This window comes from Pseudomonas sp. 2995-1 (genome assembly GCF_002742505.1).
Lineage (GTDB): Bacteria > Pseudomonadota > Gammaproteobacteria > Pseudomonadales > Pseudomonadaceae > Aquipseudomonas > Aquipseudomonas sivasensis.
The window spans coordinates 361,666-387,499 of record NZ_LJSA01000490.1 but is presented as its reverse complement, the minus strand read 5'-3'; the positions used below and the strand labels follow the sequence as shown (position 1 = coordinate 387,499).

Below are 25,834 nucleotides of genomic sequence, written 5' to 3'. Positions count from 1 at the left end.
CGCCAATAAGGCGCTAGATAATTGAACGTTTCTGCGCGCAAAAAAAAGCCCGCAGTGTGCGCGGGCGAAACCAACGAAGAGCTTTGGGGGTGTGAAGCGAGGTGACGACTCAGCTACCGCGATAGGTAGAGTAGCTGTAAGGCGAAATCAGCAGAGGCACGTGGTAGTGATCCTGTTCGGCACTGATACCAAAACGCAGTACGACGACATCAAGGAAGGCCGGCTCCGGCAACTGCACGCCACGGGCACGGTAGTAATCGCCGGCGCTGAATTGCAGCTGGTAAACACCCGTGCGGTAGTCATCGCCTTGCAGCAGCGGTGCATCGCAACGACCGTCGCTGTTGGTCAGGGCGCTGGCGACCAGCTCCAACTGCGTGCCTTCGACGCGGTACAGTTCAACCTGGATGGCGCTGCCGGGGCAGCCGTGGGCGGCATCGAGTACGTGTGTGGTCAGTCGTCCCATGGAACGGAGCTCCCTTGAGTAGAGTGAAAATAGGCCGCACCTTTACAGGGCATGCAAAATCCGGCGATGCGCTGATTAAGACACTTTTAATAAAAATTGTACACAATAAAAATTACAAAGTTTTACTCACCACTCTGCGCAGCTATCCTCACTGCAAATTCTCAGCAAGCCTTGCTTTTAAACGCCCTTTCATCCATTTACTGACCAACCAGGCAAGTTTCTTGCAAAGCTAATCGGTGGCAACCGCCTGGAAAAAATGCAGAAATACAGGCTTACAAAGTGACCATCAAGTTGTATACAATCAGCTCATCGCTGTGACGCCACCAGGTTTTTCTGCCGGTCGCCACGCACTTGCTACCACGAACAAGAAGGAAGACTGCAGTGAGCGCTGACTACCCACGCGACCTGATCGGTTACGGCAGTAACCCTCCTCACCCCCACTGGCCGGGCAAGGCACGCATCGCGTTGTCTTTCGTACTCAATTACGAAGAAGGCGGCGAGCGCAATATTTTGCACGGCGACAAAGAGTCCGAAGCCTTCCTATCGGAAATGGTCTCGGCCCAACCGCTGCAAGGCGCACGCAACATGAGCATGGAGTCGCTGTACGAATACGGCAGCCGTGCCGGCGTGTGGCGCATCCTCAAGCTGTTCAAAGAATTCGATATCCCGCTGACCATCTTCGCCGTGGCCATGGCCGCCCAACGCCACCCGGACGTGATTCGCGCCATGGTCGAGGCCGGCCATGAGATCTGCAGCCACGGCTACCGCTGGATCGACTACCAGTACATGGACGAGGCCCAGGAGCGCGAGCATATGCTCGAAGCCATCCGCATCCTTACCGAACTGACCGGCGAACGCCCGCTGGGCTGGTACACCGGCCGCACCGGCCCGAACACCCGTCGCCTGGTGATGGAAGAAGGCGGTTTCCTGTACGACTGCGACACCTACGACGACGACCTGCCCTACTGGGAACCCAACAACCCCACCGGCAAGCCGCACCTGGTGATCCCCTATACCCTGGACACCAACGACATGCGCTTCACCCAGGTGCAAGGTTTCAACAAGGGCGATGACTTTTTCGAATACCTGAAGGATGCGTTCGACGTGCTGTACGCCGAAGGCGCCGAGGCACCGAAGATGTTGTCCATCGGCCTGCATTGCCGTTTGATTGGCCGCCCGGCGCGCCTGGCTGCGCTGAAGCGTTTTATCGAATACGCCAAGGGCCATGAACACGTGTGGTTCACCCGCCGCGTCGATATCGCCCGTCACTGGCATGAAACCCACCCGTACACGGGAGCGGCCAAATGACTGCATTCAAGACCCTGAAGCCATCGACCTTGAGCCGCGATGAGTTTGTCGCCGCCTTTGCCGATATCTACGAACACTCGCCATGGGTGGCCGAAAAGGCCTTCGACCTGGGCCAGGACCCTTCGATCGACCAGATCGAAACCCTGCACCAGCGCATGAGCGACATCCTGTTGAGCGCTGATCACACCAGTCAACTGGCCCTGATCAACGCCCACCCGGACCTGGCCGGCAAAGCTGCCGTCCAGGGCCAACTCACCCAAGCCAGCACTGATGAGCAAGCTGGCGCGGGGATTCACCAATGCACGGCCGAAGAGTTCTCGCGCTTCACCGAGCTGAACGATGCCTACAAAGCCACGTTCAAGTTTCCCTTCATCATGGCGGTAAAAGGCAGCAACCGGCATCAGATCCTGGCCGCATTCGAGACGCGCATTCACAACTCGGCGGACGCCGAATTCAAATGCGCCCTGGCCGAGATCAACAAGATCGCGTTGTTCCGTTTACTGACCCTCTAAACGACCATCCCCAGCCACTCTATCTAAGGCAGACAAGAAGAATGAAAGCTTACGCCGTACCTTTCGAGAAGTTCGTCAACCTGGCCGACGCCCGTCTGGGCACCAAGATCCTTTCGGTGACCGATGACTGGTTCGCTGACGCCAACCGCCTGTTCCAGCCGACCCCGGCCGTGTGGAAGGAGGGCGTTTTCGATGACAACGGCAAGTGGATGGACGGCTGGGAGTCACGCCGCAAGCGCTTCGAAGGCTACGACAGCGCAGTGATCCGCCTGGGCGTACCGGGTTCGATCAAGGGCGTGGACATCGACACTTCATTCTTCACCGGCAACTTCCCGCCGTCGGCGTCCCTGGAAGCCTGCTTCCTGGCCTCGGGCGACCCGGATGACAACACCCAGTGGACCGAAGTGCTGTCGGCCGTCGAGTTGCAAGGCAACAGCCACCACTACCACGAGATCAGCAACGATCAGGCGTTCAGCCACCTGCGTTTCAACATCTACCCGGACGGCGGCGTAGCCCGTCTGCGTGTGTACGGTATTCCGTTCCGCGACTGGTCGTCGGTGGGCGACAACGAACAGGTCGACCTGGCGTCTGCCCTGAACGGCGGCCGCGCACTGGCGTGCTCCGATGAACACTTCGGCCGCATGAGCAACATTCTCAACCCAGGTCGTGGCATCAACATGGGCGATGGCTGGGAAACCGCTCGTCGTCGTACACCAGGCAATGACTGGGTGATCGTCGCATTGGGCCACCCGGGCGAGATCGAGAAGATCATCGTCGATACCCTGCACTTCAAGGGCAACTACCCGGACACCTGCTCGATCCAAGGCGCCTTCGTGAAAGGCGGCACCGACAGCCAGATCGAAACCCAATCGCTGTTCTGGCGCGAACTGCTACCGGCGCAGAAGTTGGAAATGCACGCCGAACACACCTTCGCCGAGCAGATCAAGGCACTGGGCCCGATCACCCACATCCGCCTGAACGTGTTCCCGGATGGGGGCGTGAGCCGCCTGCGCGTACTGGGTAAAGTCGCCAAGTAAACGCTGAATCCTGTGGCAAAAGAGCTTGTTGTGGTGAGCGGGCTTGCCCCGCGTTGGGGCGCGAAGCGACCCTGGAAGCAGACACCGCGTTTTCACAGAAGAAACGCAGTGATCTTGTTGGGGCCGCTTCGCAGCCCAGCGCGGGGTAAGCCCCCCCACCACACACGTTCATCACACCCACAAGCAACCGCATAACCAACACAGAATCCGGATAAGAAGACAGCCATGCGCACACTGATGATCGAACCCCTGACCAAAGAAGCCTTCGCCCCCTTCGGAGACGTTATCGAAACCGACGGCAGCGATCACTTCATGATCAACAACGGGTCGACCATGCGCTTTCACAAGCTGGCAACGGTAGAAACCGCACAGCCTGAAGACAACGCAATCATCAGCATCTTCCGCGCCGACGCGCTGGATATGCCGCTGACCGTGTGCATGCTGGAAAGACACCCGCTGGGCAGCCAGGCTTTCATACCGCTGCTCGGCAACCCCTTTCTGATCGTGGTCGCGCCACTTGGCGATGCACCTGTATCGGGCTTGGTCCGCGCCTTCGTCACCAACGGCAGGCAGGGCATTAATTACCATCGCGGCGTCTGGCACCACCCGGTGCTGACGATCGAAAAGCGGGATGACTTCCTGGTGGTTGATCGCAGTGGCACAGGCAATAACTGCGATGAGCATTTTTTCAAAGAGGATGAGCGGTTGATCCTCGCCCCCCACCAATAAGAGAAGGCCGGATCACCCGACAACAAGGGTGACAGGCGAGAGGTAAAGACTGTGGAAGCACATCTGTTGGAATGGCTGAACCTTAGCGTGCGCTGGGTTCACATGATCACTGGCGTCGCCTGGATCGGCGCTTCGTTCTACTTTGTCTGGCTGGAAAACAACCTCAACCGCGTCAACCCCAAGAGCGGCCTCGCCGGTGACTTGTGGGCGATCCACGGTGGCGGTATCTACCACCTGGAAAAATACAAACTGGCCCCGCCGACCATGCCGGACAACCTGCACTGGTTCAAATGGGAAGCCTATTTCACCTGGATGTCGGGCGTCGCGCTGCTGTGCGTGGTGTTCTACCTCAACCCGACGCTGTACCTGCTCGCACCTGGCAGTAGCCTCAGCGGCACCGAGGGCGTATTGCTGGGCATTGGCTCACTGTTCGCCGGCTGGTTCATCTACTCCTTCCTCTGCGACTCGGCCCTGGGTAAACGCCCTGCCCTGCTCGGTTTCATCCTGTTTGTGCTGTTGATTGCGGCGGCCTATGGCTTCAGCAAAGTGTTCAGCGGCCGTGGCGCCTACCTGCACGTCGGTGCGGTGATCGGCACCATCATGGTGGGCAACGTGTTCCGCATCATCATGCCGGCGCAGCGCGCGCTGGTGGCGGCCATCGCCGAGAACCGCACGCCTGATCCGGCCCTGCCGGCCAAGGGATTGCTGCGTTCGCGCCATAACAACTACTTCACCTTGCCGGTGCTGTTCATCATGATCAGCAACCACTTCCCGAGCACCTACGGCAGCCAATACAACTGGCTGATCCTGGCGGGTATCGCGGTGGCGGCGGTGTTGGTACGGCACTACTTCAACACCCGTCACAACAGCCAGAAGTATGCATGGACCTTACCGGTCGGCGCGTTGGCGATGATTAGCCTGGCATACGTCACTGGGCCAAAACCGGCAGAGCCGATTGCCAAGGCACCTGCGGCCATCGAATACCAGCCACTGCCTGAAACGGCGTTGGGCGGTGGCTTGAAACCCGCGGTTCCAGCAGCTCCCGCCGCCGAACCGGCCCCCGCCCAGGCGACGATTGATTTCGACAAGGTGCATGGGGTGATCCAAGAGCGTTGCGCCGTGTGCCATTCGGCCAAGCCCACCAGCCCGCTGTTCAGCACCGCTCCGGCTGGGGTGATGTTCGATACCCCGGCGCAGATCCAGCAACAGGCAGCACGCATTCAGGCGCAGGCCGTGGCGAGCCAGATCATGCCGCTGGGCAACATCACCCAGATGACCCAGCAGGAGCGGGATTTGATTGGCACCTGGATCAACCAGGGGGCGCGTACCAACTGACAGATTCACACAGTTCCAATGTGGGAGGGGCTTGCCCCCGATAGCCGTGTGTCATTCAAAACATCAGTGACTGAACCACCGCAATCGGGGGCAAGCCCCCATCCCACAGGGGACTTGTAGTGATTTAGAGATTGCGTTCCACACAACACAAAAATAAAAAAGATCCGAGGTGTTGCATGACCGAGTTAGTCGAACCGCAGATTCCTGCCGCCCCTGCCATGGAGCGGCTGCCCCTCTTGCAACTGATTCTGGTAGGCCTGCAACACGTCTTGCTGATGTACGGCGGCGCCGTCGCCGTACCCCTCATCATTGGCCAGGCCGCGGGCTTGAGCCGTGAAGAAATCGCTTTCCTGATCAACGCCGACCTGCTGGTGGCCGGTATCGCCACCATGATCCAGTCATTCGGCATCGGCCCGGTGGGCATTCGTATGCCGGTGATGATGGGCGCCAGTTTTGCCGCCGTCGGCAGCATGGTCGCCATGGCCGGCATGCCGGGTATCGGCTTGCAGGGGATCTTCGGCGCGACCATCGCGGCGGGGGTCTTCGGGATGATCATTGCGCCCTTCATGTCCAAGGTGGTGCGCTTTTTCCCACCGTTGGTGACTGGCACCGTGATCACCGCCATCGGCCTTTCGCTATTCCCCGTGGCCGTGAACTGGGCCGGCGGCGGCAGCGCGGCAGCCACATTTGGCTCGCCGATCTACCTGGCGATTGCCGCGCTGGTACTGGCTACCATCCTGCTGATCAACCGCTTCATGCGCGGTTTCTGGGTGAACATTTCGGTGCTGATCGGTATGGGGCTTGGCTACGGCTTGTGCGGCATCATTGGCATGGTCGACCTCAGCGGCCTGGCCCAGGCGCCGTGGGTGCAGGTGGTGACACCGCTGCACTTCGGCATGCCGAAGTTCGAGTTGGCGCCGATCCTGTCGATGTGCCTGGTCGTGGTGATTATCTTTGTCGAATCCACCGGGATGTTCCTCGCCCTGGGCAAGATCACCGGTCAGGAAGTGTCCCCCAAGATGCTGCGTCGGGGCTTGCTGTGTGATGCCGGCGCGTCGTTCTTCGCCGGGTTCTTCAACACCTTTACCCACTCCTCATTCGCCCAGAACATCGGCCTGGTGCAGATGACCGGCGTGCGTTGCCGCTCGGTGACGATCATGGCCGGCGCGTTCCTGATTGTGCTCAGCCTGTTGCCCAAAGCGGCGTACCTGGTGGCTTCGATTCCACCGGCAGTGCTCGGCGGTGCGGCGATTGCCATGTTCGGCATGGTCGCAGCCACCGGCATCAAGATCCTTCAGGAAGCTGACATCGCCGACCGCCGTAACCAGTTGCTGGTAGCGGTGAGCATCGGCATGGGCCTGATTCCCGTAGTGCGCCCGGAGTTCTTCGCCCAACTGCCGTTGTGGATGAGCCCGATTACCCACAGTGGCATCGCCATGGCCACCCTCAGCGCGTTGTCACTGAATATCCTGTTCAACATCCTCGGCGGTTCAGAACGCCCTGCCGTCGCTCATACGCATTGATTCCTTCGTTACGACAACAAAAACAATACCGAACAAGGAACCCCACCATGCACACCCTCCACCTGGGGGCGGCCATCAGCCGTGCCCCATTTATGCCCGACACGCTCTGTAAGAGCGCACTTGAGCCAAGGCTTGGGAGCCAGTATTCTCCGCGCCCGCTCGAATCGACTCAAAAAAAAACAGCGAATGTAAAAGCTGACTGCAAGGCCAACTTATCCCGGCCTAATGTCTGCTGCCACGGTGCACAAAACGCCTCTGTATTCGACTGCATTTGTTGCAGCCGACGGGGATTTTTTGGCGTTTCAAACACCTTGGCGCAGCTCTTGCTAAAAGCACTAAAGCTGACCAAACAGACGATTTTTGCAGCGAACCAAAAGGCGCCACACCAGAGCGCCTGCGTAGAAGAAAAACCACAAAACCTTAACTCGGGAGCAACCGAATGAAACCTATGTTCAAAGGCCTGATGCTGGCAGGATCCCTGCTTGCGGGTGGTCAGGCCGTGGCCGGTGACTTGTTGCAGTGGCAGAACAACAGCCTGACGTACCTGTGGGGCAAGAGCTTTACCGTCAACCCGCAGATCCAGCAAACCGTCACCTTCGAACACGCCGACGCGTGGAAGTACGGCGACAACTTTGTGTTCGTCGACCGTATCTTCTACAACGGCAAGGAAGACGGCAACGTCGGCCCAAGCACCTACTACGGCGAGATCAGCCCACGGTTGTCATTCGGTAAAATCCTCGACAAAGACCTGTCCTTCGGACCGATCAAGGATGTGCTGCTGGCCTTCACTTACGAGTTCGGCGAAGGCGATAACGAGTCGTACCTGCTCGGCCCGGCGTTCGACTTGAACATCCCTGGTTTCGACTACTTCCAACTGAACTTCTATCAGCGCCAGACCGAAGGCAATCGCGCGGGTGATGGCGTTTGGCAAATCACTCCGGTGTGGGCCTACACCATTCCCGTCGGCAGCTCCGACATCCTGATCGACGGCTTCATGGATTGGGTGGTGGATAACGACAAAAACGCCCGTGGCACTTACCACGCCAACCTGCACTTCAACCCGCAGGTTAAATACGACCTGGGTAAAGCGCTGCATTGGGGCGATAAGCAGCTGTATGTGGGTTTTGAGTACGACTACTGGAAGAACAAGTACGGGATCGAAGATTCGGGTGCATTCAAGACCACCCAGGACACGGCGAGCTTCCTGGTCAAGTATCACTTCTAAAAGCCAATGCAAGACAAATGTGGGAGGGGGCTTGCTCCCGATAGCAGTGTGTCAGTCACTCTATTTGTTGACTGACACACTGCTATCGGGAGCAAGCCCCCTCCCACATTCAGATAGGCGGCAGGCCCAGGAACCGCATGATCTCCTCACGCTTGGCCAGCGCATCTTTTCTGCCCAACTCAATCAACTCGCTGCAATACCCCGCCTCGAACAGCAAGTAACTCAGCACCCCCGCCCCGCTCGTCTTGGTCGCCCCCGGCCCACGCAAGAACAACCGCAACGCCGCCGGCAATTCCTGCCGATGCCTTGCCGCGATTTCATCGATCGGCTGGCTTGGCGCAATCACCAGCACTTCAACCGGTGCCAGGCCTCGGGCCGCGCTGTCGGCTGGCTGGTGATGGCTGAACTGGTTCAGACGCTCCAGCAATTCGATATCACTTTCCAGGCTGTCGATGAACGTGCTGTTGAGCATGTGCCCACCGATCTGGGCCAGGGTCGGTTCCTGACCGGTGTAGGTGCGCTGCACCGACGGCTCATTGCCCCGCGGGTTGCCGCTGACGCCCACCACCAGCACGCGGGTCGCCCCCAGGTGCAGCGCCGGGCTGATCGGGGCTGATTGGCGCACCGCACCGTCACCGAAATATTCCTGGTCGAGTTTCACCGGGGCAAACAGCAAAGGGATCGCTGAACTGGCCAGCAGGTGCTCAACCGTCAGTTGCGTCGGGACGCCGATACGCCGATGGCGCAACCACGCATCAATGGTGCCGCCACCTTGATAGAAGGTCACCGCCTGCCCGGATTCATAGCCGAACGCGGTGACCGCCACCGCGTGCAAATGCTTGTTTCGGATGGCTTCGTCGATGCCGCCCAGGTTCAGGCGCTCTTGCAACAAGTTCCGCAGCGGAGAGCTATTAAGCAACGCTACCGGCACTTGCGCGCCCAGGCCCAACAGGCTGTGGATGAGGAAACGACTCGCCTGGCGAATAACCCCCGGCCAATCACTGCGCAACACCAGATGGCTGCGAAAGCCCTGCCAGAAGGCAGTAAGACGCTGGATCGCCGCCGTGAAATCCATCGCGCCACTGGCCAGTGTCACCGCATTGATCGCCCCGGCCGAGGTGCCGACGATCACCGGAAACGGGTTGGGCGCCCCTGGTGGCAACAGCTCGGCAATCGCCGCCAAAACACCCACCTGATACGCCGCTCGCGCCCCGCCGCCGGAAAGAATCAAGCCTGTTACCGGTTCAGCTGGGCGCATCGCATCACTCCGTGTGGGGAAAATCTCGCCTTATCGGCGGCTTTTTTCGTACAACTTGGGTTCGCCCGGTGGCCGGCTCTTGAAGCGGCGGTGGGTCCACAGGTATTGCTCGGGGCATTCGCGTACAGAGGTTTCGACCCACTGGTTGATGCGCAGGCAGTCCACCTCATCGCTTTCGCCGGGAAAGTCGGTCAACGGCGGATGGATCACCAGGCGGTAACCACTGCCGTCGGCCAGGCGCTCCTGGGTGAACGGCACCACCAGCGCCTTGCCCAGGCGGGCGAACTTGCTGGTGGCGGTGACGGTGGCGGCCTGGATGCCGAACAGCGGTACGAAAATACTTTGCTTGGCGCCATAGTCCTGGTCAGGTGCGTACCAGATGGCGCGGCCGGCGCGCAGCAGCTTAAGCATGCCGCGCACGTCTTCGCGCTCGATGGCCAGGGAATCAAGGTTGTGGCGCTCGCGGCCACGGCGCTGGATAAAGTCGAACAACGGATTGCCGTGCTCGCGGTACATCCCATCAATGGTGTGCTTTTGGCCCAACAGCGCCGCGCCGATTTCCAGGGTGGTGAAATGCAGGGCCATGAGGATCACGCCCTTGCCATCGAGTTGGGCCTGCTTGAGATGCTCCAGGCCTTCGACATGGGCCAGACGCGACAGGCGCTGGCGCGACCACCACCAACTCATGGCCATTTCAAAGAAGGCGATGCCTGTGGAGGCAAAGTTTTCCTTGAGCAACTGCTTACGCTCTTTAGCGGTTTTTTCCGGGAAGCACAGTTCCAGGTTACGCGCGGCGATGCGGCGACGCTCGCTGGCCACACGGTACATACCCGCGCCCAGTAACCGACCAATGGCCAGCAGCGCGCGGTATGGCAATTGGGTGACCAGCCACAGCAGGCCGAGCCCAAGCCATAGCAGCCAGAAACGCGGGTGAAAAAATGCAGCTCGAAAACGCGGGCGATCCATTACAGATTCCGGTAAAGACAGGGCCGCGCATTCTACAACGGTTCGACCCGGCTTGCGGCCAGTGGATGTTCTCGTTATAAGTCTCGACACTTTTCGTGACAAGCCGCTTTATGCCGACCATGAGCCAAACCGAACCGCTAGACCAAGATCCCGTGTTCCAGCTGAAAGGCAGCATGCTCGCCATCACCGTGCTGGAACTCGCCCGTAACGACCTCGACGCCCTGGACCGCCAGCTCGCCGCCAAGGTCGCCCTGGCGCCAAACTTCTTCAACAACGCCCCGCTGGTGCTGGCCCTGGACAAACTGCCTGCCGGCCAGGGCGCTGTCGATCTGCCCGGCCTGATGCGCGTGTGCCGCTCCCATGGCCTGCGCACTCTGGCCATTCGTGCCAGCCGTATCGAAGACATTGCCGCGGCCATCGCCATTGAACTGCCAGTATTGCCGCCGTCCGGCGCACGCGAGCGTCCGCTCGAACCATTGGTCGGTGAAGAGAAGAAAAAACCGGAAAAACCACCGGAGCCGACGATAAAGCCTACAAAGATCATCACCTCTCCCGTACGCGGTGGGCAGCAAATTTACGCCCAGGGCGGCGACTTGGTTGTCATCTCCTCGGTCAGTCCCGGCGCGGAACTTCTCGCCGATGGCAACATCCATGTATACGGCCCGATGCGCGGACGTGCCCTCGCCGGCATCAAGGGTGATACCAAGGCCCGTATTTTTTGCCAGCAGTTGACCGCTGAGCTAGTGTCCATCGCAGGCCAGTACAAGGTTTCCGAAGATTTGCGCCGTGATCCGCTGTGGGGGGCCGGGGTGCAGGTCAGCCTGTCGGGCGATGTGTTGAACATCATCCGTCTTTAACGGATACTGCCGCATTTTCCAAGCATCTCTAGACTCTGATAGCACAGCGAAACCGGCAATACTTGTGTAGGAACATCTGAAGGTTGGCGTTTTTCCTACGCTAACCCGTCTTTTTCCTACAAAGACCGTCCGCCTGCAGCGAGTTCCAAGAGATGTTTTTCAGGGACTGAAAAGTCCTTTTTCCTTAGGGGTGAAACACCTTGGCCAAGATTCTCGTGGTTACATCCGGCAAGGGTGGTGTGGGTAAGACCACCACCAGCGCCGCTATCGGTACCGGCCTCGCTCTGCGCGGCCACAAGACAGTCATCGTCGACTTCGACGTCGGTTTGCGTAACCTCGACCTGATCATGGGCTGCGAACGCCGTGTGGTGTACGACTTCGTCAACGTGGTGAACGGCGAAGCCAACCTGCAACAGGCCCTGATCAAGGACAAGCGCCTTGAGAACCTGTACGTACTGGCCGCCAGCCAGACCCGTGACAAAGATGCGTTGACCAAAGAAGGCGTAGGCAAAGTCCTCGCTGAACTGAAGGAAACCTTCGAATACGTCGTCTGCGACTCCCCGGCCGGCATCGAAACCGGTGCTCATTTGGCGATGTACTTCGCCGATGAGGCCATCGTGGTAACCAACCCGGAAGTGTCCTCCGTACGTGACTCGGACCGCATGCTCGGCCTGCTGGCCAGCAAGTCCCAGCGCGCAGAGAAAGGTGAAGACCCGATCAAGGAGCACCTGCTGCTCACCCGCTACAACCCTGAGCGCGTCAGCAACGGCGAAATGCTCGGTGTCGAGGACGTCAAGGACATCCTCGCGGTGACCCTGCTGGGCGTGATCCCGGAATCCCAGGCCGTCCTGAAGGCTTCCAACCAGGGTGTCCCGGTTATTCTTGATGACCAGAGCGACGCCGGCCAGGCGTACAGCGATGCGGTTGATCGCTTGCTGGGCAAGACCGTGGAACATCGCTTCCTCGATGTTAAGAAGAAGGGATTCTTCGAGCGTATCTTTGGAGGCAACTAAACAATGAAATTTCTCGACTTCTTTCGCGCCAACAAAAAGCCAAGCACCGCGTCGGTCGCGAAAGAGCGTCTACAGATCATCGTGGCGCACGAACGCGGCCAACGCAGCACCCCGGACTACCTGCCAGCCTTGCAGAAGGAACTGGTCGAGGTGATCCGCAAGTACGTCAACATCGGCAACGATGACGTGCATGTCGCTCTGGAAAATGACGGCAGCTGCTCGATTCTGGAACTCAATATCACCCTGCCTGATCGTTGATCGAACAGGCGGCCGCCACGGCGGCTCGCACACCTTGATCCCATAGCGGGAACCGGGTGGGCGAGCCGCCGTTGGCGTTTGTTACGAGGCTGTTTAATGCCGCTGTCCAATATCCATATCCTGCATCAGGACGACGCTGTCCTGGTGGTGAACAAGCCGACCCTGCTGCTCTCGGTGCCTGGCCGCGCCGACGACAACAAAGACTGCCTGATCACCCGCCTGCAGGAAAACGGCTACCCCGAAGCCCGCATCGTCCATCGCCTGGACTGGGAAACCTCGGGGATCATCCTGCTCGCCCGGGATGCCGATACCCATCGCGAACTGTCCCGCCAGTTTCACGACCGTGAAACCGAGAAGGCCTACACCGCATTGGCCTGGGGCCAGCCGGAACTCGACAGCGGCAGCATTGATCTGCCCTTGCGCTACGACCCGCCGACCAAACCACGGCATGTGGTGGATCACGAGTTCGGCAAACACGCGATGACCTTCTGGAAGGTGCTGGAACGTTGCGGCGACTGGTGCCGTGTGGAGCTGACGCCCATCACCGGGCGCTCGCACCAGTTGCGCGTGCACATGCTGTCGATCGGTCATCCGTTGCTCGGCGACGGCCTGTATGCCCATGAGCAAGCCCTGGCTGCATGGCCGCGCCTGTGCTTGCACGCAAGCATGCTGAGCTTTACTCATCCGCAGAGTGGCGAGCGTTTGCGCTTCGAGTGCCCAGCGCCCTTCTAAAGCTGTGAACACAGAACAAATGTGGGAGGGGGCTTGCCCCCGATGGCGGAGAATCAGTCACTGTATTGTTGACTGACCCACTGCAATCGGGGGCAAGCCCCCTCCCACATTTGTACTGTGCACTTCCCGTCACCGAACGGTAAACTCCGCGCATTGCTGTCTGGAGCTATTTATGCGCGAAGCGTTGAATCAAGGCCTGATCGACTTCCTCAAGGCCTCCCCTACTCCTTTTCATGCCACTGCCGCCCTGGTCCAGCGCCTGGAAGCGGCCGGTTACCAGCGTCTCGACGAGCGCGAAACCTGGGCCACCGAAGCCAACGGTCGCTACTACGTGACCCGCAACGACTCCTCGATCATCGCCTTCAAGCTCGGCCGTCACTCGCCGCTGCAGGGCGGGATTCGCCTGGTGGGCGCCCATACCGACAGCCCGTGCCTGCGGGTCAAGCCCCAGCCCGAGCTGCAACGCCAGGGCTTCTGGCAGTTGGGCGTGGAAGTCTACGGCGGCGCCTTGCTGGCGCCGTGGTTTGACCGCGACTTGTCCCTGGCAGGCCGCGTGACGTTCCGCCGCGACGGCAAAGTCGAAAGCCAACTGATCGACTTCAAGCTGCCCATCGCCATCATCCCGAACCTGGCCATTCACCTGAACCGCGAAGCCAATCAAGGCTGGGCAATCAACGCCCAGACCGAACTGCCGCCGATCCTCGCGCAGTTTGCCGGTGACGAGCGCGTGGACTTCCGAGCCGTGCTCACCGAGCAACTGGCGCGCGAGCACGGGTTGAACGCTGATGTGGTGCTCGATTACGAGCTGAGCTTCTACGACACCCAGAGTGCAGCTGTAATTGGCCTCAATGGCGACTTCATCGCCGGCGCGCGCCTCGACAACCTATTGTCGTGCTACGCCGGCCTGCAAGCCCTGCTCACCAGCGAGACCGACGAAACCTGCGTACTGGTGTGCAACGACCACGAAGAAGTCGGTTCCTGCTCGGCCTGCGGTGCCGATGGCCCAATGCTGGAACAGACCCTGCGACGCCTGTTGCCGGAGGGTGATGAATTCGTACGTACCATTCAGAAATCCCTGTTGGTATCGGCGGACAATGCCCACGGTGTGCACCCGAACTACGCCGACAAGCACGACGCCAACCACGGCCCCAAGCTCAATGCCGGCCCGGTAATCAAGGTCAACAGCAACCAGCGCTACGCGACCAACAGCGAAACCGCCGGGTTCTTCCGCCACCTGTGCATGGCCGAAGAAGTGCCGGTACAGAGCTTTGTGGTGCGCAGCGACATGGGCTGCGGCTCGACCATCGGCCCGATCACCGCCAGCCACCTGGGCGTGCGTACCGTGGACATCGGCCTGCCGACGTTTGCCATGCACTCCATTCGTGAACTGTGCGGCAGCCATGACCTGGCGCATCTGGTGAAGGTACTGGGTGCGTTCTACGCCAGTCGCGACCTGCCTTGATCCAAAGACTACATACAGCCAGAAATGTGGGAGGGGGCTTGCCCCCGATGCGGTGGGCCAGCTAAAAACAAGCTGACTGACAGACCGCTATCGAGGGCAAGCCCCCCTCCCGCATTTGGTTTTGCGTACACCTGATCTGCATCATCTGCACTTCCCGCAATCCGACCTAGACTTGTCAGTATTCCCACTCCGACAAGGCCGTCGCACCATGATCTCCATGTCCTCCTTCCACGCCATGCTTATCCCTATTCTGATCGGCATGATCATGCTCGCGGTCGGCTTCAACTTTCGCGACAAGCCCCTCGGCGTGTTCGGCATGTGGATCGGTATGCTGCTGATCCTGGGCACCGTGGTGTACAAGATCCTCGCCAAACTGGCCGAATGACGCGTGCACTCGTACACTCGCTCAACCCGTCGTTTCCAAGGTTGACCGCCTCGTGCTTTCCCGTCTGTTTGCCCTGCCCTGCTACCTGCTGATCGCCCTGTTCACCCTGCTGCCGCTTACTTCTGCCCAAGCAGTCGGTTTGCCCGGCCTGCTCGGCAGCACTAACAAGTCCCAGCCCCAGGCAGAAGTGCCCCTCGGCCAATCGCTGGACGAGGTGATCAAGACCCTGGAAAACGACCAGCAGCGCACCCAACTGCTGAGCGATCTGAAAAAACTCCGCGCCGCCACACAAAAAGCCCAGCCGGCCGCCGAACAGGGCGTGCTTGGGCTGATCGGCAGCACGCTGTCGACCCTGGAGCAACAGTTCTCCGGCAACGACAGCCCGCTGGGGCGTTGGTCCGATGAGATCGACCAGGCCAAGGACGAACTCGACGCTTTGATGCTGCCGGCCAACGAATGGCTGCCAATCATTTTTGGCTTTGCGCTTATTCTCGCGGTGTGGAGCCTGCTGGCCTACGTGCTGATATGGCTCAGCCACCGCGTCCGCGAACGGTTCGGCCTGCCTGAAGAACTGCCGCAACACCCGCGCACCTGGGACATGGTGCGCTTTGCCCTGCGCAAACTGGGGCCGTGGCTGATCGCGCTGGTGATCACCGTGTACATGAGCTACGCACTGCCCTCTTCCCTGGGTAAATCCCTGGCAATGGTGTTGGCTTACGCGCTGGTGGTCGGTACCTGTTTCTCAGCCATCTGCGTGATCGCGTTCTCTTTGCTCGACGGCCCGCACCGCCATCGTGCGCTGTATATCCTGCGGCACCAGGCCTTTCGTCCGCTGTGGTGGATCGGCAGCTTTGCCGCTTTTGGTGAAGCCCTGAGCGACCCAAGACTGGTAACCGCGCTCGGCCAACACCTGTCTCACACCGCCGCAACCGTCGCCAATGTGATGGCGGCGTTGTCCACCGGCGTGTTTATCCTGCGGTTTCGCCGCCCGATCGCCCACCTGATACGCAACCAACCGCTGTCGCGCCGCCTCACTCGTCGCGCCCTCAGCGACACCCTCTCGATCATCGGTTCGTTCTGGTACCTCCCGGCCTTGCTGTTGGTGGGCATTTCGCTGTTTGCCACGTTCGTCTCTGCCGGCGACACCAGCACCGCCCTGCGCCAATCGCTGCTGTGCACGGTGTTGCTGGTGTTGTGCATGGTCATCAACGGTCTGGTACGCCGCCATGCTCTCAAGCCGCAACGCGGGCACAAGCGCCATGCGCTGTACTCCGAGCGCCTGAAAAGCTTCATCTACACCCTGGCCCACCTGGCGGTATGGCTGGTGTTTATCGAGCTGGGCCTGCGGGTCTGGGGCCTGTCGCTGATTGGCTTTGCCGAAGGCGAGGGGCATGAAATCGCGGTCAAACTGTTCGGCCTGGCCGGTACGCTGCTGTTCGCCTGGCTGATCTGGATCCTCAGCGACACCGCGATCCACCACGCCCTCACCCGCTCGCGCAAAGGCCTGGCCAATGCGCGGGCGCAGACCATGATGCCGTTGATCCGCAACGTGCTGTTCGTGACGATCTTCATCATTGCCGCCATCGTCGCCCTGGCGAACATGGGCATGAACGTCACACCGCTGCTGGCGGGTGCCGGTGTGATCGGCCTGGCCATCGGTTTTGGTGCGCAGTCGCTGGTGGCAGACTTGATCACCGGCCTGTTCATCATCATCGAAGATTCCCTGGCGATTGATGACTACGTGGATGTAGGCGGCCACCTCGGCACCGTCGAGGGCCTGACCATCCGCACCGTGCGCCTGCGCGACATCGACGGGATTGTGCACACCATTCCGTTCAGCGAGATCAAGAGCATCAAGAACTACTCGCGAGAGTTCGGCTACGCGATCTTCCGGGTGGCAATTCCGTACAACATGGACATTGATAACGCGATCAAGCTGATCCGTGATGTCGGCCAGAAAATGCGCAATGACCCGCTGCAGCGCCGCAATATCTGGTCGCCGCTGGAGATCCAGGGGGTGGAAAGCTTTGAGTCAGGCAGCGCGATCCTGCGCGCCCGGTTCAAGACGGCGCCGATCAAGCAATGGGAAGTGTCACGGGCGTTCAACCTGTCGCTGAAACGACATCTGGACGAGGCCGGGTTGGATCTGGCAACACCTCGATTGAGTGTGCAGGTGGTGACGGGAGCTTCGGGTGGGTTGGAGAAAGAGAAGGACGCTTGAAGTCGTCGCGCCCACCTTTGCCGAGCGGCTTGTTGTGGTGAGCGGGCTTGCCGCGCGCTGGAGCGCGAAGCGGTCCTGAACGGGTGGAATGCGGTGTATCTGATACAACTCAGTGGCTGGAGTGGGGCTGCTTTGCAGCCCAGCGCGGGGCAAGCACGCTCACCGCACCAGGCCCGCTTGCCACAATACGCGCGCTCACCCCATAGAGCCTGATTACCAGACACAAACCGCCATGTTTAAACGAGCGCTGCTCCATCCATCTTCTGGCGCAAGCTCAACGGGCGCATATCGGTCCAGGCTTCTTCGATGTAGGCCAGGCACTCTTTCTTCATGCCGCTCTTGCCCACGGTGCGCCAGCCTTCCGGCACGACCTTGTAGTCGGGCCAGATGGAATACTGTTCTTCATGGTTGACCACTACCTGAAACAGGATGTCGTCGCGGTCAAATACTGAGGTCATTGCTGTTCTCCATCGCAAAAAGCTGGCTGCGCACCACGCGCTGCACTGATATCTGTAGAAACGTACCAAGCCGTCGAAAAATTAGAGGCTGTCCACGGCGGCGGCCAGGGCACGCCCGAAGATCTCGGCCACACGGTCGACTTCAGCGGCGGTGATCACCAGCGGCGGCAGGAAGCGCACCACGCTGCCATGGCGACCACCCAGTTCCAGGATCAGCCCGCGCTTGAGGCACTCGCGCTGTACCAGCGGCGCCAATTGGCGGTGCACCGGAGGGTGGCCCTGGGTATCGAGGGTGCCGTCCGGGTCGACCAGTTCCACACCGAGCATCAGCCCGCGACCGCGAATATCCCCCAACTGCGGGAAGTCGCGTTGCAGGATGCGCAGGTGTTCGCCGAGGCGCTCGCCCATAACTGTTGCGTGACCGGGCAGGTCGTGTTCCTTGAGGTAGCGCATCACCGCCGAACCCGCCGCCATAGCCATTTGATTGCCACGGAACGTGCCGGCATGGGCGCCCGGCAGCCAGGTGTCGAGCCAGTCGCGGTACACCACCACCGCCAACGGCAAGCTACCGCCGATGGCCTTGGACATCACCACCACATCCGGAATGATGCCCGCGTGTTCGAAGGCGAACATCTTGCCGGTGCGGCCAAAACCGCTCTGGATTTCGTCGACAATCAACGCCACACCCGCCTGTTCGGTGATGCGTCGCAGACCGCGCAGCCAGTCGAGGTCGGCCGGGATTACGCCGCCTTCACCCTGCACCACTTCAACAATCACCGCTGCCGGCAGCAACACGCCAGCTTCCGGGTCGTTAAGCAGGTTTTCCAGGTAGTGCAGGTTGACCCGCACACCTTGCGCACCGCCCAGACCAAACGGGCAGCGGTAATCGTAGGGATACGGCAGGAACTGCACGCCATTGCCAAGCAACGCCCCCAAGGGCTTCTTCGGCCCGAGGCTTCCCATCAGACTCAAAGCGCCTTGGCTCATGCCGTGATAACCGCCCTGGAACGACAGCACGGTGCTGCGCCCTGTGGCAGTACGGACCAGTTTCAGCGCGGCTTCCACCGCATCGGTGCCAGTGGGCCCGCAAAACTGGATCTTGGCTTCCCGCGCCAACTCGGCCGGCAACAGACCGAACAAGTCCTGCACGAATTGATCCTTGACCGGCGTAGTCAGGTCGAGGGTGTGCAACGGCAGCTCATCACTCAGCACTTGCTGGATAGCTTCGATCACCACCGGGTGGTTATGCCCCAGCGCCAGGGTGCCGGCCCCGGCCAGGCAGTCGATGAACTGGCGGCCTTCCACGTCTTCCACGTAGATGCCCTTGGCGCGTTTGAGCGCCAAAGGGATACGCCGCGGATAACTGCGCGCATTGGATTCCTGCTGGCGCTGACGGGCCAGCAGCGGTGTTTCGTCGAACTGGTAGAGCGTTTCTACAGGCGCCGGGCTGACATGCACTGGGGCGCTTTCGATACGGCTGGTAGCGACAGACATCTCTCTATCCCTCAATACGCTGATGATGGTGACCAAACTGCCAATCCGTTGGCGTCTGGCCCAAGGGCATGCGCACGGATTTCCTGTTCTGGAAACGCATCAGCGGCTGAGGGATTTAGGGCTGGTGATCGTTAACTGATGCCGTTGAACGGTGCTTTGCGTCAAAGTCCTCGATATTTCTCATTCAAGGCATACAGGATCGCGCACGTCTCGGCATCCAATACGCCACGATAATCCCCCGGCCGAAAGTGCATCTGAAACGCCCGCGTGCGCTGCTCAAACGCCTGTCGATTCTGCGCCGGTTTATACCCATATCGCTGAAACGCACGCTCCACTTCCACTTCCGGCGGCAGCCCTACACAAAATCGGCGTTGATACATCGTCCGCGCCGCCTCATCGAACCAGGCACCTACACCGGCGTCGTACAAGCACCGCCAAGGCAGTCGAGGCCCTGGATCACTCTTGCGCCAATAGGCCACGTCCGAATGCCCGAGAATGTCGGTCGGGCCGATCTGCGGGTAGCGTCCGAGGATGTCGCGCACCAATGCACTCAACACTTCAATCTGTTCGTGCGAGTACTCAGGAAAGGTAAAGACACCCGCATCGTCCCGTGCCAGGTTGACGATCTCGATGCCAATGGAGCGGCTATTGAGGTTATCCCGCCCTGCCCATTGGCTCGCACCGGCATGCCACGCAGACTTGGTTTCATCCACCAGGCGAAACGCGCGCAGTTCGTCATACCCGGCAGCGCGGTAGCCAGGCTCATCCGGGTCGGGCAAAAGATAGTGAGCGCTGACCCCCTCCTGCGTCAGCGTCTGCAAGGAGGATGTGAAGGGAGCTGCGGTGTAATGCAGGATCAACTGCCGCACGGTTTCACCGTTGCGTTCATTGAAGCCTTTGGCAGGAAAAGTGGTATCGATGACTAACATAAGAACTGTCCTTTTCAGTACAGGCCGAGTCCTTCGGCCCGCTCAAGTGCAAAAAAATTACCGCCATCCTGAAGCGCTGAACTTCAAGAGGGCGGTAACTATTTGGCAGATGAAAAAAGATCAGCGCCGCAACGGCATACCCAGCTCGACGCGCAGGCCATCCGCCTGGCTGTCGAACGTCAACGAGCAGGAACAGCGCTGCACAATCGCTTGCACGATTGCCAAGCCCAGGCCGCAGCCTTCGCTGTTGCCATTACGCCAGAAGCGTTGGGTCAAGTACTGCAGGTCTTCGCTGGAAATCTGCTTGCCGTGGTCACGCACGCGAAACACCACGTTGCCTGCCTGGGTGAATAGACTGAGTTCCACGCGAGTGTCCGCCGGGGTGTGGCGCAAGGCGTTGTCCAGCAGGTTGCGCAGGGCCGCAACCGCCAGGCCAACGGGCATTTCCACTGGAGCGTTGGAAAGGTTGTCCGGCAGGATCAGGTCGATGCGTGAGTTATCGCCAGCATTGGCATCCTGGATCGCCAGCCGTGCGACGTCTTCGGCACTGGACTGCACGCCATCGTCAAACGACAGGCTGCCTTCCACTCGCGCCAGCAACAGCAATTGTTCCAGGGTGCGATGCAGGCGGTCGGCGCCCTCCTCAGCGTGGGCCAGGGACTGGTCGCGGGCCGCACCTTCGGTCATGCGCGCCACTTGCAGGTGGGTCTTGATCGCCGTCAGCGGGCTGCGCAGTTCGTGGGCCGCGTCGCCAGTGAGGCGACGTTCGCGCTCAATGGTCTTGGCGATACGCTGCAACAGTTGGTTCTGGGTGTCGAGCAGCGGTTTGAGTTCGCTGGGCAGCGGGTGGATCTGAAGGGGTTCAAGAGAGTCCGCACTGCGCCGCATCAGCGCATCGCGCATACGGTTGAGCGGCAGCAGGCTCTGGCCAATGCCCAACCACAGCAGGCACAGGCAACCGAGCATGGCCACGCCCACCGGCACCGATGCCGCCAGCAGGATCGACATATTCAACGCCTCGCGCTCCACCTGGCGGTCGGCGGTGGTGATCAGCAGATCGCCACGGGACAGGGTAAAGCTGCGCCATCCCACGCCGTCGATCTCTTGGTCGCGAAAACCGCTGCGTTGGGACTCCAGGCCCTGATCCGGCGTGGTGTGGCTGCGCGCGAGGATTTCCCCGCGCAAGGAGCTGACCTGGCAGGCCATGCCGCCCGGCACATGCAGTTGCTCGGCACTGAAATGCGCGCCGCCGCTGACACTGGCCAGGCCCGGCATCTGCTCGGTCAGCCCCGCCACCATGCGCGCCGACGCTACCAGGCGCTGGTCGAGAGAGAACATCATCTGGTTGCGCAGGTCGTTGAGCATCCAGGCCGCTGCCAGGGCCCAGATCAACACGAATGCGGCGCCGAGCTTGAACGTCAGGCGCAGGCGCAGGCTCTTCACGAAACGTTCTCTCCATCATCCGCCGGGCCCAGGCGATAGCCCAGACCACGCACGGTCTCGACAATGCCATTGCCCAATTTGCGCCGCAGGTGGTGGATATGCACGTTGAGTGCGTTGCTTTCCAGCTCATCGTTAAAGCCGTAGACGCTGTCCTTAAGCTGCTCACTGGACAGCACACGGCCCTTGTTGTGCAGCAGGGCCTGCAACAGCGCCTGTTCACGCCGGGACAAATCCACCGGCTGGCCACCCAACAGGGTTTCACGGCTGCTGGGGTCATAGGTCAACCGGCCGTGTTCGATCAAGTTGACGCTGCGCCCTGCCATCCGGCGCAGCAGGGTTTGCAGGCGGGCAGCTAATTCGCGCAAGTCGAAGGGTTTGAGCAGGTAGTCATCGGCGCCGGCTTGCAGGCCGTCGACGCGGTTGGTCACCGAGTCCCGCGCGGTGAGGATCAGCACCGGAATCTCCAGGCCCTGGCTGCGCAGTTGCTGCAACAGCTTGAGGCCGTCTTCGTCGGGCAGGCCGAGGTCGAGCACCATGATGTCGAAAGTCGCCGCTTTGAGCATCGCCCGAGCAGCCGCAGCCGTAGCCACGCGCTCGACGGTAAAACCCTGGGCGGTGAGGCCGGCCACGATGCCGCTGGCGATCAGTTCGTCGTCTTCACAGACCAGTACGTGCATGGTGAACCCTTCATAAAAGATGGGGGAGATTAAAGGTGCAGCGGATTAAGCGCAGATTATGCCGTGAAAAGAGGCAAGCTCAGATAATCCCTACACTTTAGAATAGCGCCGGTTAATCATCGGTTAATCAACGCCACACATTGTGTGCCTCACTTGTATCGGACTAAGGCTTGACCATGCGGCATCTTTTTACCTTTCTGCTGGTGTTGTTCGCCGGGTTGGCCCAAGCCGCGCCGGGCAACCCGTTTGAGACCAAACCCGATTTCCTCCCGGTGGGCAAAGCTTTCACCTTTACCTCCGAACGTCTTGAAAGTGGCGAGACCCAGCTGTATTGGCAGATTGCCGACGGTTATTACCTGTACAAGCAGCGCATGAAGTTCGAGGGCCTGACCGCACAGCCGGCACTGCCGCAAGGTGAAGCCCATAGCGATGAGTTCTTCGGCGAGCAGGAAGTGTACCGCCAGGGCCTGGAAGTGAAGCTCCCTGCTGGCGCCACCGGCCAGATCAAGCTGGGCTGGCAGGGCTGCGCCGATGCTGGCCTGTGCTACCCACCGCAGTCGATCACCGTGGACCTGGGTGGCAATCCTGCCGTAGCGGCCACCGCTCAAGCCCAGGACCAGAGCCTGGCCAGCGGCCTGCAACAGCGCAGCCTGGGTTGGAGCCTGCTGGTGTTCTTCGGCCTGGGCCTGTTGTTGGCGTTTGCACCGTGTTCGTTGCCGATGCTGCCGATCCTCGCCGGCCTGGTGGTGGGCAGCGGCGCCAGCCCTCGCCGTGGTTTTGCCTTGGCCAGCAGCTACGTAGTGTGCATGGCGCTGGTGTATGCAGCGCTGGGTGTACTGGCTGCGTTGCTCGGCGCCAACCTCGCCGCCCTGCTGCAAACGCCCTGGATATTGGGCAGTTTCGCCGCTCTGTTTGTGCTGCTCGCCCTGCCGATGTTCGGCTTCTTTGAACTGCAACTGCCCGCCTTCCTGCGCGACCGACTGGACAACGTCAGCCGCCAGCAAAGCGGTGGCAGCCTGATCGGTGCCGGTGTGCTTGGCGCGCTGTCCGGCCTGCTGGTCGGTCCGTGCATGACCGCGCCCCTGGCTGGCGCCCTGCTGTATATCGCCCAAAGCGGCAACGCGCTGCACGGTGGCTTGATCCTGTTCGCCATGGGCATCGGCATCGGCATCCCGTTGTTGCTGCTGGTGACCGTCGGCAACCGCTTCCTGCCCAAGCCGGGCACTTGGATGAACGTGCTCAAGGGCATCTTCGGCTTCCTGTTCCTGGGCACCGCCGTGCTAATGATTCGTCCGGTAGTTGGCGAAAGCCTGTGGGTCGGCCTGTGGGGTGCATTGGCCCTGGTGATGGCCTACTGCGGTTGGACCCTCGCCCGCGAGTACGGCCTGGCGGCCAAGGTATTCGGCGCCGGCTCCCTGGTGCTGGGCCTGTGGGGCGCGGTGCTGGTGGTGGGTGCGGCCGGTGGCAGCGACGACCTGTGGCAACCGCTGAAGGTGTACAGCGGCGCGAAGGTCGCCGGGGCGCCCTCCGCCCATGACGCCTTCATGACCATCAATGACCCCGCCGTGCTGCAAAACCAACTCGACAGCGCCAAGGCCCAGGGCCAATGGGTGCTGGTGGATTACTACGCCGACTGGTGCGTGTCGTGCAAGATCATGGAAAAACAGGTGTTCGGCAAACCCGCCGTTCTCGACGCCCTGAAAGACGTGCGCCTGCTGCGCCTAGACGTCACCGCCGACAATGCCGCCAGCCGCGAACTGCTGGGCCGCTACAAGGTGCCGGGGCCACCGAGCTTTGTCTGGATCGGCCCCGACGGTGAAGAACGCCGCGCACAACGCATCACCGGCGAAGTGAATGCCGATGCCTTCCTGCAACGCTGGACGCAAACCCGGGACGCCCTCTGATGCTGACCCTGACCATCGGCACCTTCGCCATCGCGCTGAATCACATCCTGCTGATCAGCGCGTTGATTCTCGCCACCCTGGTGGGCTGGCGCGTGGCCAAGCGTGGTGGTGAAAACCCGGAGTCAGTGCTGTTCAGCCTGTTTCTGCTGGGCATGCTCGCGGCCCGCGTCAGCTTTGTGCTGATGTACTGGAGTTACTACAGCAGCGACTGGCTGCAGATGGTCGACCTGCGCGACGGCGGCTTTCTCGCCTGGCCAGGCATCATCGCCCTGCTCATCGGCGCTGTGCTCTACGGCTGGCGGCGCCCGGCGCTGCGCAAGCCGTTGAGCGCCGGGGTCATCACCGGTCTGCTGTTCTGGGGCATGACCAGCCTGTCCTTGAGCGTGTATGAAAAAGGCACACGCCTGCCGGACATCACCTTGCGCAACGCCAATGGCGAAGTGGTGCAACTGGCGGACTACCAGGGCGGACCGCTGGTCATCAACCTGTGGGCCACCTGGTGCCCGCCATGCCGCCGCGAAATGCCGGTGCTGGAAAGCGCCCAGCGCATGCGCCCTGACGTGACCTTCCTGTTCGTCAACCAGGCCGAAAGCATGCAAAGCGTCAGCACCTACCTGGCCACTCAAGGCCTGAACCTGGACAACGTGCTGTTTGACGCCAGCGGTCGCCTCGGCCAGGCCGTGGGCTCCATGGCCCTGCCGACCACCTTGTTCTACCAAGCTGATGGACGCCTCATCAACAGCCACTTGGGCGAGTTGTCCCAGGCCAGCCTGGCCCGTGCCATGGAACCCTTCGACACCGCCCCTGCTGCCACAAGGAAACCGACATGCGAAGCCTCCGCCACCTGTTGAGCCTCTTACCACTAACGCTGGCAGCCACCCTGGCCCACGCCGATGACTGGCCGGCACCGATCAAACAGATCGAAGCCAAGGGCGCCAAGATCATCGGCAAGTTCGACGCCCCCAGCGGCCTCACCGGCTATGCCGCGCAATACCAGAATCGCGGCATGGCGCTGTACCTGACCGCCGACGGCAAACACGTGATCGCCGGCAACCTGTACGACGCCCAGGGCGATGACCTGAGCACCGCGCCGCTGGAAAAACTGGTGTACGCGCCGATGGCCAAGGAAGTCTGGGCCAAGATGGAAAAAAGCAGCTGGATCCAGGACGGCGACAAAAACGCACCGCGTATCGTCTACCTCTTCAGCGACCCCAACTGCCCGTACTGCAACATGTTCTGGGAACAGGCCCGGCCGTGGGTCAAAGCCGGCAAGGTGCAGTTGCGCCACATCATGGTCGGCATCATCCGCGAAGACAGCGCCGCGAAATCGGCCGCCCTGTTCGCCGCCAAAGACCCGCAAAAAGCCCTGGAAGAACACGAAGCCGCCGGCAAGAGCAGCAAATTGCAGGCACTGCCGACAATCCCGGCCGATATCGAAGCCAAGCTCGATGCCAATATGAAGTTGATGGATGAACTGGAACTGTCTGCCACCCCGGCGATTTTCTACCTGGATGACAAGGGTGGGCTGCAGCAACAGCAGGGCGCGCCGTCCCCGGATAAGTTGGTGAAGATTATGGGACCGAAGTAAGCGGCGCCTGGTTTGACGCCATCGGGGGCAAGTCGAATCGTCGCACCGTCCCTCCCA

At 60.7% G+C, this 25,834-nt stretch carries 27 protein-coding genes; 19 read left to right on the top strand and 8 right to left on the bottom strand.

The window, feature by feature from the left end; translation table 11 throughout:
- Positions 1-109: 109 nt before the first annotated feature.
- A complete protein-coding gene (gene uraH, locus AOA61_RS26360) occupies positions 110-463 on the bottom strand; it encodes a hydroxyisourate hydrolase (RefSeq protein ID WP_032888007.1) in 354 nt (117 codons plus the stop codon).
- A 14-nt stretch (positions 464-477) separates the two neighbouring features.
- On the opposite strand from uraH, the gene AOA61_RS30965 reads away from it, so the two are divergent.
- The 9 genes from AOA61_RS30965 (at position 478) to AOA61_RS26325 (ending at position 8,132) form a co-directional block, all read left to right on the top strand.
- On the top strand, positions 478-696 hold the full coding sequence (locus AOA61_RS30965; protein WP_143521258.1) for a hypothetical protein: 219 nt from the start codon (positions 478-480) through the stop codon (positions 694-696).
- A 148-nt stretch (positions 697-844) separates the two neighbouring features.
- The gene (gene puuE, locus AOA61_RS26355; RefSeq protein ID WP_032888005.1) at positions 845-1,771 is read left to right on the top strand and encodes an allantoinase PuuE; all 927 of its coding nucleotides are present in this window, start codon (positions 845-847) and stop codon (positions 1,769-1,771) included.
- Entirely contained in the window at positions 1,768-2,283 is a 516-nt protein-coding gene (gene uraD / locus AOA61_RS26350) for a 2-oxo-4-hydroxy-4-carboxy-5-ureidoimidazoline decarboxylase (protein ID WP_032888003.1), read from the top strand. Before puuE ends, uraD begins: the two co-directional genes overlap by 4 nt.
- Positions 2,284-2,324: 41 nt before the next feature.
- Positions 2,325-3,320, top strand: a complete 996-nt coding sequence (gene alc / locus AOA61_RS26345; RefSeq protein WP_032888001.1) for an allantoicase — start codon at positions 2,325-2,327, stop codon at positions 3,318-3,320.
- Between the two features lie 225 nt (positions 3,321-3,545).
- On the top strand, positions 3,546-4,049 hold the full coding sequence (locus AOA61_RS26340) for an ureidoglycolate lyase (protein ID WP_027603915.1): 504 nt from the start codon (positions 3,546-3,548) through the stop codon (positions 4,047-4,049).
- Between the two features lie 51 nt (positions 4,050-4,100).
- Positions 4,101-5,384: a urate hydroxylase PuuD gene (locus AOA61_RS26335; RefSeq protein ID WP_099603043.1), complete on the top strand. Its 1,284-nt coding sequence runs from the start codon at positions 4,101-4,103 to the stop codon at positions 5,382-5,384.
- Between the two features lie 176 nt (positions 5,385-5,560).
- Positions 5,561-6,907 (top strand): nucleobase:cation symporter-2 family protein, encoded by a 1,347-nt coding sequence (locus tag AOA61_RS26330; RefSeq protein ID WP_099603042.1) that lies wholly within the window; start codon positions 5,561-5,563, stop codon positions 6,905-6,907.
- A 47-nt stretch (positions 6,908-6,954) separates the two neighbouring features.
- On the top strand, positions 6,955-7,350 hold the full coding sequence (locus AOA61_RS30960) for a hypothetical protein (protein ID WP_143521257.1): 396 nt from the start codon (positions 6,955-6,957) through the stop codon (positions 7,348-7,350).
- Complete coding sequence (locus AOA61_RS26325; RefSeq protein ID WP_032887994.1) at positions 7,347-8,132, top strand: outer membrane protein OmpK; 786 nt, start codon at positions 7,347-7,349, stop codon at positions 8,130-8,132. The genes AOA61_RS30960 and AOA61_RS26325 overlap by 4 nt, the downstream gene beginning before the upstream one ends.
- A gap of 109 nt (positions 8,133-8,241) precedes the next feature.
- Here AOA61_RS26325 and AOA61_RS26320 read toward each other — a convergent pair whose 3' ends face one another.
- Both AOA61_RS26320 and AOA61_RS26315 read right to left on the bottom strand, forming a co-directional pair.
- Positions 8,242-9,390, bottom strand: coding sequence for a patatin-like phospholipase family protein (locus AOA61_RS26320; protein WP_099603041.1), 1,149 nt, complete (start codon positions 9,388-9,390; stop codon positions 8,242-8,244).
- 30 nt (positions 9,391-9,420) lie between these two features.
- The gene (locus AOA61_RS26315) at positions 9,421-10,356 is read right to left on the bottom strand and encodes a lipid A biosynthesis lauroyl acyltransferase (protein ID WP_032887990.1); all 936 of its coding nucleotides are present in this window, start codon (positions 10,354-10,356) and stop codon (positions 9,421-9,423) included.
- A gap of 119 nt (positions 10,357-10,475) precedes the next feature.
- Between AOA61_RS26315 and minC the strand changes: the two genes are divergently transcribed.
- The 7 genes from minC to AOA61_RS26285 all read left to right on the top strand — a co-directional run bounded on the left by minC (position 10,476) and on the right by AOA61_RS26285 (position 17,284).
- Positions 10,476-11,213 carry a septum site-determining protein MinC gene (minC, locus tag AOA61_RS26310; protein WP_032888096.1) on the top strand — a complete coding sequence of 246 codons (738 nt, stop codon included), beginning with the start codon at positions 10,476-10,478 and terminating at the stop codon, positions 11,211-11,213.
- A 200-nt stretch (positions 11,214-11,413) separates the two neighbouring features.
- Positions 11,414-12,226, top strand: a complete 813-nt coding sequence (minD, locus tag AOA61_RS26305) for a septum site-determining protein MinD (protein WP_017737535.1) — start codon at positions 11,414-11,416, stop codon at positions 12,224-12,226.
- Positions 12,227-12,229: 3 nt separating this feature from the next.
- Positions 12,230-12,484, top strand: a complete 255-nt coding sequence (gene minE / locus AOA61_RS26300) for a cell division topological specificity factor MinE (protein ID WP_003175252.1) — start codon at positions 12,230-12,232, stop codon at positions 12,482-12,484.
- Between the two features lie 96 nt (positions 12,485-12,580).
- Entirely contained in the window at positions 12,581-13,216 is a 636-nt protein-coding gene (locus AOA61_RS26295) for an RluA family pseudouridine synthase (protein WP_032887988.1), read from the top strand.
- A 172-nt stretch (positions 13,217-13,388) separates the two neighbouring features.
- Entirely contained in the window at positions 13,389-14,678 is a 1,290-nt protein-coding gene (locus AOA61_RS26290; RefSeq protein WP_099603040.1) for a M18 family aminopeptidase, read from the top strand.
- A 208-nt stretch (positions 14,679-14,886) separates the two neighbouring features.
- The gene (locus tag AOA61_RS31605; protein WP_010208820.1) at positions 14,887-15,063 is read left to right on the top strand and encodes a hypothetical protein; all 177 of its coding nucleotides are present in this window, start codon (positions 14,887-14,889) and stop codon (positions 15,061-15,063) included.
- A gap of 52 nt (positions 15,064-15,115) precedes the next feature.
- Positions 15,116-17,284: a mechanosensitive ion channel family protein gene (locus AOA61_RS26285; protein WP_032887985.1), complete on the top strand. Its 2,169-nt coding sequence runs from the start codon at positions 15,116-15,118 to the stop codon at positions 17,282-17,284.
- Positions 17,285-17,520: 236 nt separating this feature from the next.
- Here AOA61_RS26285 and AOA61_RS26280 read toward each other — a convergent pair whose 3' ends face one another.
- The 5 genes from AOA61_RS26280 to AOA61_RS26260 all read right to left on the bottom strand — a co-directional run bounded on the left by AOA61_RS26280 (position 17,521) and on the right by AOA61_RS26260 (position 22,285).
- Positions 17,521-17,742 (bottom strand): MbtH family protein, encoded by a 222-nt coding sequence (locus AOA61_RS26280; protein ID WP_099603039.1) that lies wholly within the window; start codon positions 17,740-17,742, stop codon positions 17,521-17,523.
- 81 nt (positions 17,743-17,823) lie between these two features.
- The gene (locus AOA61_RS26275) at positions 17,824-19,236 is read right to left on the bottom strand and encodes an aspartate aminotransferase family protein (RefSeq protein WP_099603038.1); all 1,413 of its coding nucleotides are present in this window, start codon (positions 19,234-19,236) and stop codon (positions 17,824-17,826) included.
- A gap of 161 nt (positions 19,237-19,397) precedes the next feature.
- A complete protein-coding gene (locus AOA61_RS26270) occupies positions 19,398-20,165 on the bottom strand; it encodes an N-acetylmuramoyl-L-alanine amidase (protein ID WP_099603037.1) in 768 nt (255 codons plus the stop codon).
- 120 nt (positions 20,166-20,285) lie between these two features.
- Positions 20,286-21,608, bottom strand: coding sequence for an ATP-binding protein (locus AOA61_RS26265; protein ID WP_099603036.1), 1,323 nt, complete (start codon positions 21,606-21,608; stop codon positions 20,286-20,288).
- On the bottom strand, positions 21,605-22,285 hold the full coding sequence (locus tag AOA61_RS26260; protein WP_032887975.1) for a response regulator: 681 nt from the start codon (positions 22,283-22,285) through the stop codon (positions 21,605-21,607). Before AOA61_RS26260 ends, AOA61_RS26265 begins: the two co-directional genes overlap by 4 nt.
- Positions 22,286-22,461: 176 nt before the next feature.
- Between AOA61_RS26260 and dsbD the strand changes: the two genes are divergently transcribed.
- From dsbD to dsbG, 3 genes are read left to right on the top strand one after another with little or no spacing between them, the layout of a single operon-like run.
- Complete coding sequence (gene dsbD / locus AOA61_RS26255; protein WP_095185452.1) at positions 22,462-24,189, top strand: protein-disulfide reductase DsbD; 1,728 nt, start codon at positions 22,462-22,464, stop codon at positions 24,187-24,189.
- Complete coding sequence (locus AOA61_RS26250; RefSeq protein WP_095185451.1) at positions 24,189-25,040, top strand: TlpA disulfide reductase family protein; 852 nt, start codon at positions 24,189-24,191, stop codon at positions 25,038-25,040. Before dsbD ends, AOA61_RS26250 begins: the two co-directional genes overlap by 1 nt.
- Positions 25,016-25,777, top strand: a complete 762-nt coding sequence (dsbG, locus tag AOA61_RS26245; protein ID WP_099603035.1) for a thiol:disulfide interchange protein DsbG — start codon at positions 25,016-25,018, stop codon at positions 25,775-25,777. Before AOA61_RS26250 ends, dsbG begins: the two co-directional genes overlap by 25 nt.
- Positions 25,778-25,834: the final 57 nt, after the last annotated feature.

Excerpts from the sequence above, each read along its gene's own strand:
- AOA61_RS26270 (WP_099603037.1), bottom strand. The coding sequence starts at position 20,165 with ATGTTAGTCATCGATACCACTTTTCCTGCCAAAGGCTTCAATGAACGC.
- AOA61_RS26250 (WP_095185451.1), top strand. The coding sequence starts at position 24,189 with ATGCTGACCCTGACCATCGGCACCTTCGCCATCGCGCTGAATCACATC.
- AOA61_RS26340 (WP_027603915.1), top strand. The coding sequence starts at position 3,546 with ATGCGCACACTGATGATCGAACCCCTGACCAAAGAAGCCTTCGCCCCC.
- AOA61_RS26325 (WP_032887994.1), top strand. The coding sequence starts at position 7,347 with ATGAAACCTATGTTCAAAGGCCTGATGCTGGCAGGATCCCTGCTTGCG.
- minC (WP_032888096.1), top strand. The coding sequence starts at position 10,476 with ATGAGCCAAACCGAACCGCTAGACCAAGATCCCGTGTTCCAGCTGAAA.
- AOA61_RS26320 (WP_099603041.1), bottom strand. The coding sequence starts at position 9,390 with ATGCGCCCAGCTGAACCGGTAACAGGCTTGATTCTTTCCGGCGGCGGG.
- AOA61_RS26280 (WP_099603039.1), bottom strand. The coding sequence starts at position 17,742 with ATGACCTCAGTATTTGACCGCGACGACATCCTGTTTCAGGTAGTGGTC.
- dsbG (WP_099603035.1), top strand. The coding sequence starts at position 25,016 with ATGCGAAGCCTCCGCCACCTGTTGAGCCTCTTACCACTAACGCTGGCA.
- AOA61_RS26315 (WP_032887990.1), bottom strand. The coding sequence starts at position 10,356 with ATGGATCGCCCGCGTTTTCGAGCTGCATTTTTTCACCCGCGTTTCTGG.
- uraH (WP_032888007.1), bottom strand. The coding sequence starts at position 463 with ATGGGACGACTGACCACACACGTACTCGATGCCGCCCACGGCTGCCCC.
- AOA61_RS26290 (WP_099603040.1), top strand. The coding sequence starts at position 13,389 with ATGCGCGAAGCGTTGAATCAAGGCCTGATCGACTTCCTCAAGGCCTCC.
- AOA61_RS30960 (WP_143521257.1), top strand. The coding sequence starts at position 6,955 with ATGCACACCCTCCACCTGGGGGCGGCCATCAGCCGTGCCCCATTTATG.
- uraD (WP_032888003.1), top strand. The coding sequence starts at position 1,768 with ATGACTGCATTCAAGACCCTGAAGCCATCGACCTTGAGCCGCGATGAG.
- AOA61_RS26275 (WP_099603038.1), bottom strand. The coding sequence starts at position 19,236 with ATGTCTGTCGCTACCAGCCGTATCGAAAGCGCCCCAGTGCATGTCAGC.
- minE (WP_003175252.1), top strand. The coding sequence starts at position 12,230 with ATGAAATTTCTCGACTTCTTTCGCGCCAACAAAAAGCCAAGCACCGCG.
- AOA61_RS26330 (WP_099603042.1), top strand. The coding sequence starts at position 5,561 with ATGACCGAGTTAGTCGAACCGCAGATTCCTGCCGCCCCTGCCATGGAG.
- AOA61_RS26260 (WP_032887975.1), bottom strand. The coding sequence starts at position 22,285 with ATGCACGTACTGGTCTGTGAAGACGACGAACTGATCGCCAGCGGCATC.
- dsbD (WP_095185452.1), top strand. The coding sequence starts at position 22,462 with ATGCGGCATCTTTTTACCTTTCTGCTGGTGTTGTTCGCCGGGTTGGCC.
- AOA61_RS31605 (WP_010208820.1), top strand. The coding sequence starts at position 14,887 with ATGATCTCCATGTCCTCCTTCCACGCCATGCTTATCCCTATTCTGATC.
- alc (WP_032888001.1), top strand. The coding sequence starts at position 2,325 with ATGAAAGCTTACGCCGTACCTTTCGAGAAGTTCGTCAACCTGGCCGAC.
- AOA61_RS26295 (WP_032887988.1), top strand. The coding sequence starts at position 12,581 with ATGCCGCTGTCCAATATCCATATCCTGCATCAGGACGACGCTGTCCTG.